This is a genomic window from Desertihabitans aurantiacus (assembly GCF_003344635.1).
Classification (GTDB): Bacteria; Actinomycetota; Actinomycetes; order Propionibacteriales; family Propionibacteriaceae; genus Desertihabitans; species Desertihabitans aurantiacus.
This window is the reverse complement of the sequence record NZ_QPKK01000138.1, coordinates 1-10,252: the sequence shown is the minus strand read 5'-3', so window position 1 is coordinate 10,252 and position 10,252 is coordinate 1. Positions and strand designations below refer to the sequence as shown.

Annotated in this window: 5 protein-coding genes; all 5 read left to right on the top strand. The window is 73.5% G+C overall.

What is annotated here, in order from left to right:
• On the top strand, window positions 1-992 hold a 992-nt coding region (locus DVA66_RS11970), incomplete at its 5' end, for an LPXTG cell wall anchor domain-containing protein (RefSeq protein ID WP_114560297.1).
• Entirely contained in the window at window positions 989-1,789 is an 801-nt protein-coding gene (locus tag DVA66_RS11965) for a DUF5819 family protein (RefSeq protein WP_198671695.1), read from the top strand. The genes DVA66_RS11970 and DVA66_RS11965, both read left to right, overlap by 4 nt.
• On the top strand, window positions 1,786-2,958 hold the full coding sequence (locus DVA66_RS11960) for an HTTM domain-containing protein (protein ID WP_114560296.1): 1,173 nt from the start codon (window positions 1,786-1,788) through the stop codon (window positions 2,956-2,958). Before DVA66_RS11965 ends, DVA66_RS11960 begins: the two co-directional genes overlap by 4 nt.
• The gene (locus tag DVA66_RS11955) at window positions 2,951-4,420 is read left to right on the top strand and encodes a phytoene desaturase family protein (protein WP_198671694.1); all 1,470 of its coding nucleotides are present in this window, start codon (window positions 2,951-2,953) and stop codon (window positions 4,418-4,420) included. The genes DVA66_RS11960 and DVA66_RS11955 overlap by 8 nt, the downstream gene beginning before the upstream one ends.
• A gap of 182 nt (window positions 4,421-4,602) precedes the next feature.
• Window positions 4,603-10,252: DUF5979 domain-containing protein (locus DVA66_RS11950; RefSeq protein ID WP_157973971.1), on the top strand; the 5,650-nt coding region annotated here is incomplete at its 3' end.

Genomic DNA, 10,252 nt, shown 5'->3' with positions numbered 1-10,252 from the left:
ACGCCGACCTGAACGCGAGCGCCTCGGCGAGCGCGTCTGCGGAGGCCGACGCGGACAACGACCCGGCGGCCCAGGCGGCGGCGGAGGCGTCGGCCCTGGCCGACGCCACCACCACGGCCAGCGCCGAGGCCGACGTCGACGCCACCGCAGCGGCGCAGGCGGCAGCGACCGACGACGCCTCCAGCGACGCCTCGGCCGATGTCGACGCCGACCCGAACGCGGCTGCGGTCGCGGCGGCCCAGTCGACCTCCGAGGCCGACGCGACCGCCAACGCCGACTCCACCGCGGTCGGGTCCGCGGACTCCGACGACGACGACAACGCCGCCGCTGAGGCCTCGGCCGCCGTCGCTGCGAACGGGACCTCGTCGGCGGAGGCCTCGGCCGCCGCCAGCTCCGACGCCGAGGGCGACGAGGACGGTGAGGAGACCGAGCCGCGGGCGACGGTCCGCTACCGCGAGATCATCCGCGGCACCGGCGTGGTCCAGGAGGCCCACGGCAGCGGCTTCGCCCCGGGAGAGCGGGTCACCGCCACGGTGAACTCGACCCCGTTCGAGCTGACCGGCACGGCCGACGAGAACGGCGACGTGGTCTTCACCTTCGAGATCGACGCCGACTTCGAGCTCGGCGACCACGACGTCGACATGGTCGGCGAGGTCTCCGGTCAGGTCACCCAGGAGAACAACGACACCGCGTTCGTCGTGGTCGACGGTGCCGTGGGCGATTCGTCCGCGACCGCCGGTGTCCAGGGTGGCTCGGACGGCGCCCAGGCCTCGGCGACCTCCGATGCCGAGGGTGGCTCGGACGGCGCCCAGGCTGCGGCCAGCGCGGACGCCGACGCCGACGGTGGGCCCGGTGTGGGCGACGGCGAGGACAGCCTGCCCGACACCGGCGCCGGCTTCCCGGTCTGGGTGCTGGTCCTCGGTGGCCTGCTGGTGACTGCGGGCGCCGCCGTCCTGGTCGGCCGACGTCTGCGGGGCAGCGGACGTCCGTGAGCGCACCGCACAACACCGACGCGACCGCCGTCCAGGCTGCAGAGCCTGGCGGCGGTCGCCGTCCGTGGTGGGTCCGGCTGGTGGTCGCCCTCGCGGTGGCTTTCACCGCGTTCCACGTGTTCAGCCAGTTCCTGTGGATCGCGCCGGCCTCAGGGCTGCGCCAGCTCTACCCCGACGGCGTCCTGCAGGGCTACATGATCCCGATGTTCGGCCAGAGCTGGAGCGTCTTCGCCCCCGAGCCGATCAACGGCGACTACCGGCTCCAGGTCCGGGCCACGGTCGTCCGCGACGGCGCGGAGGTGACCACCGAGTGGGTGGACGCCACCGCGGCCGAGATCAGCATGATCCAGCACAACCTGGTGCCGCCGCGGGCGGGCATCCAGTCGACCGAGCTGGCCTCCCGCTACCGCGGCACCTGGCAGGAGCTGACGCCGGCGCACCGTGAGGTGGTCGAGCTCGGCTGGTACAAGGACGACTGGCAGCCGCGGCTGGAGACGGCGCTGCTCGACCTGGGTGATGCGGCCGACGTCGAGGACTACCTCGAGGTGGAGCGGGTCATCACCGCCTACTCCACGCAGGTCGCCCACGCCGCCTTCGGGGACGAGGTCGTCGCCGTGCAGTTCCTGGTCAGCCGTCAGAACGTGGTGCCCTTCGCCCGTCGCCACGACGCCGACCCCGAGCGTCCCGCCCCGCAGCCGGTGCCGGTCGGGTTCCGGGGGCCGGTCGAGGAGCCCGGCCAGGACCGGGAGCACTTCCGCGAGGTGTTCGTCGAGGCGCTCGAGGAGTCCGGGCAGTGAGCACCTCCCCCGGACGCCGGGTCGGACGGTTCGCCGGCCGCCTGCTGCAGGACCTGGTCGAGCTCGTCGCCCGCATCGTCGGCCGCGTGGTCGGCTTCAGCGAGCGGTGGCTGACCGAGGGCAAGCACGCCGGCTACGGGCTGGCCGTCACCCGGATCGGCCTCGGGCTGACCGCGATCGGCCTGCTGGCGTCCAACTTCGGCACCCGGTTCTACGCCTTCGGCAGCGGCTCGGCGTGGAACGGTGAGGCCGCCGACCCGATCAGCGACTTCCCCGAGATCTGGCTGTTCAGCCTCTTCCACCGGATCGCGCTCGACGACGTGGCGTTCACGATCGCCTACCTGCTGCTCGGGGTGCTCGCGGTCGCCTTCACCGTCGGATGGCGTACCCGGATCGTGCTGCCGGTCTTCTTCGTCGGCTGGGTCAGCTTCATCGAGATGAACGACTCCCTCGGCGACCAGGGCGACAACATGTACCGGATGGTGCTGCTGTACCTGCTCCTCGCCGACCCGGCGATGCGCTGGTCGGTGGACGCCCGCCGCCGCGCCCGCCCGGTCGACCCGTCCCGTGGCTGGTTGGCCCGCAAGTGGGCCGGGGAGCCGCTGCTGCCGTCGTGGCTGACCAGCACCACCCACAACCTGGTGCTCGTCGCGATCACCTGCCACGTCTGCTTCGTCTACGCCTCGGGCGCGCTGTTCAAGGCCGGCGGGACGCCCTGGCAGCAGGGCTATGCCATCTACAACCCCCTGCAGACCGACCGCTTCGGCACCTGGCCGGAGCTGAGCGACCTGTTGACGGCCTGGACGCCGGCCGTGACGATCATGTCGTGGGCCTCGATCATCCTGCAGATGTGCTTCCCCCTCCTGCTGCTCGCCCGCTTCACCCGCGTCATCGGGCTGTTCGGGATCACCGGCTTCCACATCGGGATCGCGGTGCTGATGGGGCTCCCGTGGTTCTCGCTGACGATGATCGCGATCGACTCCATCTTCATCCGCGACGTCACCTGGCTGTCGCTGCGCGACCACCTGCGACGGTCCTGGCGTGAGGCCGCGGCGACCCCGGACGAGCCGCCCCCGGACGCCTCGGCGGAGCCGGCGACGGAGCCGGTCGGGGAGCGTCCGGCCGAGCGGGAGCCGGCGGTCGACGGCCGTCCCGCCACCCGTGTCTAGCAGCCGCGCCGAGCGCGGGGTCGTCGACGTCGTCGGCGCGGGGCCCAACGGGCTGGCCGCCGCGATCGTCCTCGGCCGGGCGGGCGTCCGGGTGCGGCTGTGGGAGTCCGCGGACACCCCCGGAGGCGGGTCGCGCAGCCGCGAGCTGCTCGAGCCCGGCACCTGGCACGACGTCTGCGCCGCGGTGCTGCCGGGCGTGCTGTCCTCGCCGTTCCTGCGCTCGCTGGGCCTCGTCGACCGGCTGGAGCTGGTCGTCCCCGAGGTCGCCTACGCCCAGCCGGTCACCGGGGACCGCAGCGTCTACGCGTTCACCGATCTGGCGGCCACCGTCGAGGGCCTCGGTCGGGACGGCCGGGGCTGGCAGCGGGTCTTCGGGCCCCTGGTCGAGCGGGCCGAGGACGTCGCCCGGCTGGTGGGCGGCAACCCTCTGGCCGCGGTCACCCGACCCGGGCTGGCGCTGCGCTACGGCCTGCCCGCGCTGCGCCAGTGGTCACCACTGCCCGCGCTGCGGGCGCTCACCGGGAGCGCCGCCGACCTCTTCTCCGGGGTCGCCGCGCACGTGCACCACCGGCTGGACGCCCTCAGCGCCCCACTCACCGGGCTGGCGCTGGCCACCCAGGCGCACGGTTTCGGCTGGCCGGTGGTGGTCGGTGGCTCCCAGCGGGTGGTCGACGTGCTGGTCGAGGAGGCGCACGCGGTCGGCGTCGAGATCACCTGCGGCGCCCGGATCACCTCCCTGGACCAGCTGCCGCCCCGTGACGCCGTGCTCTTCGCCACCTCGGTGCCCGAGCTGTTGCGGATCGGCGGCACCGCCGTGCCCGGGCCGTACCGGGCGCTGGCGCGCCGGGTCCGTCGCGGGGCGGCGGTCGGCAAGGTGGACCTGATCGTCTCCGAGCCGATCCCGTGGCGCGACCCTGGGCTGCGTCGGGCCTCGACGATCCACCTCGGTGGCAGCGCGGCCGACCTCGCCCGGGCCGAGCGGGACGTCGCCCGCGGCCGCGTCCCCGAGCACCCGGTGGCGCTGGTCTCGGCCCCGACCGACCACGACCCGAGCCGCAGCGCGTCGGGGCACCACGTCGTGTGGGCCTACGCCCACCTGCCGACCGGCTGGTCGGGTGACCCGACCGCGCTGGTGCTGGCCGAGATCGAGCGCTGGGCGCCGGGCTTCACCGACACCGTGGTGGCCAGCACGGCCCGCTCGGCGCCGGCGATGGAACGGGAGAACCCGGCCTACGACGGCGGTGACATCTACAGCGGCGCCCTCACCAGCCAGCAGGCCCTGCTGCGGCCCGTCCCCGCCCTCAACCCGTGGCGGGTGGGTCGCAGCGACCTCTACCTCGGCTCGGCCGCCGCCGCCCCTGGGCCCGGTGTGCACGGGATGAACGGCTACCACGCCGCCCGCGCCCTGCTGCGCCACACCTACGGGCGCCGGGGGGCCGCGCTGGCAGGTCCCGCCGCGTAGCTGCGGCACGACCGAGCGCCCGGCGACCCGGGTCCCGACACGGAGTGACGAGGGTCACACCGCAGCCGCGTCATGCGACCGTCACTCGCGCGTCCCTCACTCGGAACAGCCGACGACGGGTTCGGGGGACCCGTCGTCAGTGCTGTCCGCACCATGTTCGACTCGAGGGGGAAGCACGCTCCATGACCACGTCACCACGTCCAAGCCCGTCCACCGGGCTCCGCACGGGATCGGCCCTACGACGGCTGCTGCTCGTGCTGCTGGCCACCCTGGTCGCCCTCGGCGGCGCGATCGGCACGCCGGCGCAGGCGGAGGAGAACCAGGCCTACCTGACGCTGACCAAGGACGCGGACGGACTGGCGGAGGGTGCCACCCTGCAGCCGGGTGACACCTTCGTCTACCGGGTCCAGGTGACCTGCACGAACACCGAGTTCGGCGGCTGCACCAACGCCACCGTCACCGACCCGCTGCCGGAGTGGGTGGAGCGCACCGACGCCGCGGTGACGGTGACCGGTGGCGGCGAGTCCGTGGTCACCGACGGCTCGCCGATCACCGTGGAGTTCCGCAACCCGCTGAGCGAGCCCGCCGGTGCGGTCGGCATGGTGGACGCCTCCACCGCCGTCATCCTCATCCCGGTGCGGCTGAGCGAGGACGTCCCGGCCGCCGTCAGCGGCACCGAGCTGGTCAACACCGCCACCGTGACCGCCGACAACGCCGACGACGTCAGCGACTCCTTCCCCGTCGTCCCCGAGGTGCCGGTCGACCTGACCGCCGAGGTGAGCAAGTCCTTCGCCCCGGACGAGGCCGTGCTGTCGCCCGGGCAGGCCACCACCCTCACCCTGGAGGCCGGCAACGCCTCCAACGTCGGCGTGCAGACGCTCACCGTCACCGACCCCACCGAGGACGGCGGCGCGCCCTTCGACAGCCTCGCCCTCACCGGCGCGCCGCAGATCGAGCTGCCGGCCGGGGCCGAGACCGCCGAGGTCGAGTACCGGGTCGACGGCAGCTGGGTCGCCGCCGGTGACGGCGGGGCCTTCCCCTCCGGCGTGGACCCCGGTGACGTCACCGGCGTCCGGGTCACCTTCACCAGCACCGACGACGACCTGATCGAGGTCGACGCCCGCGCGCGCATCGAGCTCCCGCTGGAGCAGCGTGAGGGCATCGAGACCGGTGTCGTGCCGAACGAGGCCGACGCCGTCGTCGCGGTCGGCGACTCCGAGTCCGAGCCGGCCACCGGTTCGGCGGACTACACCGTCGTCGAGAGCAGCATCACCGTCGGGGCCAGCAAGACCATCCGCCCCCGCGAGGTCGTGGTCGGTGGCGAGGCCACCGTCACCCTCGGCGCCACCAACACCAGCTCCCGCGTGCTCGACTCGCTCTCGCTGACCGAGCCGGCCGGTGAGGAGAACTTCTTCACCGACCGCGGCTTCGTCTTCGAGGGCTTCACCGACGCCGTGGTCTGGCCCTCCGGGGCGCAGGCCGCCACCGTGACGTGGCAGTGCGCTGCGGATGGCGAGCAGACCAGCACCACCGAGACGGCGGACACCCTGCCGGAGGCCCCCGAGGGCTGCGAGGTGACCGGGTTCACCGTCACCTTCACCGGCGAGATCGTCGAGGGCGCCGAGGCCACCGTCCCGTTCGACGTCACCGCGCCCACCGGGCAGCAGGTCGACGAGCTGGCCCACGACAACGATGTCCTCGTCGAGTCCACCGCCCCGGGCGGCTACACCGGCACCGACACTGCCACCGACTCGATCACCACCATCGTCGAGCGGCTCGCCGTCGAGGTGGGCAAGCGCATCTCGCCCAGCCGCATCCCCGCGGTCCCCGGTGAGACGGCGATCATCCAGCTCAGCGGCCGGATCAGCGACTTCCCCGCCTCCACCGTCGACGCCACCCGACTGGTCGTCTCCGACCCGGCCGACGGCGACCCCGACAACGAGTGGTGGCAGACCTTCGACGCCCGCAGCATCATCCAGACCCCGGTCCCGGCCGATGCGTCGGTGACCGTGGAGTACCTGCGGCCCGACGGCTCCTGGGCCGTGGTCGAGGGCATGGCCGACGTCGCCGGCCCCACCACCTTCACCCGTGAGGTGCCGGCCGACCTCGAGGTCCGCGGCCTGCGCTTCGTCTTCACCAGCGAGTCCGGCTTCCCGCCCGGCCAGCAGGTGAACCCCAACATCATGGTGACGCTGTCGCAGGACACGCCGAACGAGGCCGACACGGTCGAGAACTGCGCCTCCAGCGACGCCAGCGCCCCGACCGCCACCGCGGACCGGGCGAGCACCCCGCAGCCCTGCCCGTCGATCGAGCTCGTGCCGGTCGTCCCGGGCGAGGGCGACCTGCTGGAGAAGGACTGGGACCAGCCCAAGACCGTGGGCGAGCGCACCGGTGACGAGGCGGGGCTGACCCTGTCCTGGTCCACCGCCGGCCGCTCCGGGCTGGACGAGGTCGTCCTCAGCGACGTCCCCGAGCCGTCGGTCGACCGGGTCGCCGAGACCGTCTTCGACGCCTTCGACCTGGTCCGCATCGACCGGATCACCAGCGAGCAGGACCCGCTGCTGCGCTTCGACCGGGTCGAGCGGGTCGAGCTCTTCGACTCCCGCACCCAGCAGTGGGTCGGGGCCAGCGCCGACCCCTGCCCGGAGGCCTGCGACGGCACCTTCCCCGGGGTCGTGCTGACCGCGGAGGAGCGCGCGTCCACCATCGCCGCGCGTCTGGTCTACGCCGAGAGCCCCACCCGCGCCGACCGGATCCGGAGCATCACCGACCCGGCCGTGGGCAGCGGCGTGGCCCGCACCTTCGAGCTCGACCGGCGCGTGCACCTGGTGTTCGCGGTCCGTGACGAGCTGCGCTCCGACCCGGGTGTGCCGGTGCTGAGCGAGGGCACCTACAACGAGGACGAGATCGGCGAGGTCCGCAACGACGCCCGTGCCACCGGCTACACCGACGGCCAGCCGGTGGTCAGCGACGACGCCTCCGACATCATCACCATCGTCGAGGTGAACCTCACCGTCACCGTGGACAAGACCTGGTCCGGCGGTCCGCTGGGCGTCCCGCCCGCAGGCACCGACCCGGCGGCCCATCCGTCCGGCCGGGCCAGCATCGTGGCGGTGAACACGACGCCGCGCCGGATCGACCGGCTCACCATCACCGAGCCGTCGGGCGGGGCCGACCCGTTCGAGGTGTTCGACCTGACCGACTTCACCGCCCTCACCGACCCGCGCTCCATCGGGGCCGACTCGGTGGTGGTGCAGCTGCAGCGGGCCGACGGCTCGACCGCGGAGCTCAGCCGGGACCAGGCGCTCGCCGCCGACGCGGCCAGCCTGGCCGACGTCACCGGCTTCACCGTGGTCTACACCGGACGCATCGTGGAGGGCGCACGGGCCGAGGTCACCTTCGACACCCGCCTGCGACCGGCCGGGCGCACCAGCGGCGAGGCACCGCAGCCCGGCTCGGTGGTGGAGAACCAGACCACCGTGCTGGGTGAGGACCTGATCGGCTACGACGTGCCCACCGAGGAGTTCACCGACACCGACGAGGCCGAGATCGAGCTGCGGGCCCAGGGCATCGGCGTGGTCACCACCAAGACCTTCCAGCCCGACACCCAGACCGAGCCGACCCGCGAGCCGGTGAACCTGACCCTGACCGGTCGCCCCTCCGGCCCGACCCGCACCGCGCAGATGGTGGTCGAGGACACCGACGCCAGCTTCTTCAACCAGTACGACTTCACCGGCTTCGGCGACGGCTTCCGCCTCACCGCGCCGATCGACCGGGTCAAGGTCGACGTGCTGACCGGAGGCACCTTCGGTGTGGGAGGCGAGGACGTGCAGCTGACCGGCGCGACCTGGCAGGAGGGCACCTTCGCGACCGCTCCGGAGCTCCCGGCCGGGGTCGCACCCGAGCAGGTGCAGGGCCTGCGGTTCACCTTCGTCCGCGCCGACGGCCGGATCTGGGAGAACCCGTCCACGCCGACCCAGACGATCCCGCTGCGGGTGCAGCGGCGCCAGGAGCTGCACACCGGCGGTCCCGTCCCCTCCACCCTGGCCGGCAGCGTGCCGGCCCCGGGCGAGGACGTGGCCGGCCAGGCCAGCAACGAGATCACCACCACGGTGACCGGACTCGAGCAGGGTCCGGACGGACCGCTGAGCGCGAGCTCGACGGCCGAGGACACCATCACCTACCGGCACGCCCGCAACGCCGTCCAGGTCACCAAGACCCCGGCCGGCGGACGCCAGCCGCAGGCGGTGATCCCCTTCGAGCTGACCTTCACCAACACCGGCGACGTGCCGATCGTCGACCCGGTCATCACCGACCGGATCCCGACCGACGCCGACGGCCCGATGCTCGAGATCGACCCCGACGCCACGCCGGAGTCCGTCTACGACTTCACGCTGGAGGGGGCCGCGCCGCAGCCCGGCAACGGCCCGGCGATGCCGACCGACCTCGGTCCCGACGGCGTGCAGGCCGTGCTCGACGAGGACGGCGACCTCATCACCTTCACCTTCCCGGCCGGGACGGTGCTGGAGGTCGGGCAGACCTACACCATCGGTGTGCAGATGCGCTTCCGTCCCGGCCTGCCCGGGAACACCCAGGTCACCAACGTCACCGGCATCAGCGGTGAGCGTCCCTGGGACGAGTGCGACGGCACCCCGACCGACGACGGGCAGTGCACCGACGACACCACCGTCCACCCCTTCGTGGGTGGCGCCCTGCGGGGTGACAAGACGGTGCGGGCCGAGCAGGAGCTCGACGTCCTCGACACCCGGGGCACCGGGAGCTGCGAACCCGACGCCGACGGCTTCCACACCGGCGGCTGCGTGCCGGTCAGCGCCCCAGGCACCGAGGTGACCTGGCGGATGACCTTCACCAACACCGGCAACCTGCCGCTGCAGACGGTGCGGGCGGTCGACCGGCTGCCCGACCTGGGCGACTTCGCGGCGACCGTGCCGGCCCCGCGTGGCTCGCAGTGGCACCCGCTGCTGGAGGACGTGCGGCTGGTCGGCGCCGAGGGCGGCACGGTCGACGAGCTCCGGGTGTACTGGACCGACCAGGACGTCCTCTGCCTCGACGACCTCCGCGGGGGCACCTGCCCCGAGGGCGAGTGGCAGCTGCTGACCGACGACGTCGACCCGTCCGAGGTCACCGCCCTGATGTTCGAGTTCGACCTCTCCGAGGACCTGCTCGACCCCACCGGGACGGTCACGGTCGACCTGGTCACCACCACCCCGGCCCAGTCGGCCGGTGCGGGTGCGGACACGATCGCCTGGAACACGGTGGCCTCCTCCGCGACCGCGAACGACCAGGGGGCGCTGACCGAGCTGCCGCCGACCGAGGGCAACCGGGTCGGCGCGGCGCTGGCCACCGGGCCGCTGCAGGTCACCAAGGTGGTGGACGGCCCTGACGCCGGCACCGCGCCGGAGACCTTCCAGCTGCAGGTGGTCTGCACCTCGGCCGGCGAGCCGGTCGACCTGGGCGAGCGCGGGCTGCTCACCGTCCGGGCCGGTGAGGTCGTCACGGTGACCGACGTCCCGCACGGGGCCGAGTGCACCGTGGCCGACGACCGGGCCTCCTCGGGGGCGACCTCGTTCGCGGCCACCACGGTGACCGTCGAGCGGGAGCCGGTGACGGTCCCGGTCGTGACCGCGACCAACACCTACGACCTCGAGCCGACGCCCACGCCCACGCCCACGCCGACGCCTGAGCCGACGCCCACGCCTGAGCCGACGCCCACGCCTGAGCCGACGCCCACGCCTGAGCCGACGCCGACCCCTGAGCCGACGCCCACGCCTGAGCCGACGCCCACGCCTGAGCCGACGCCGACCCCTGAGC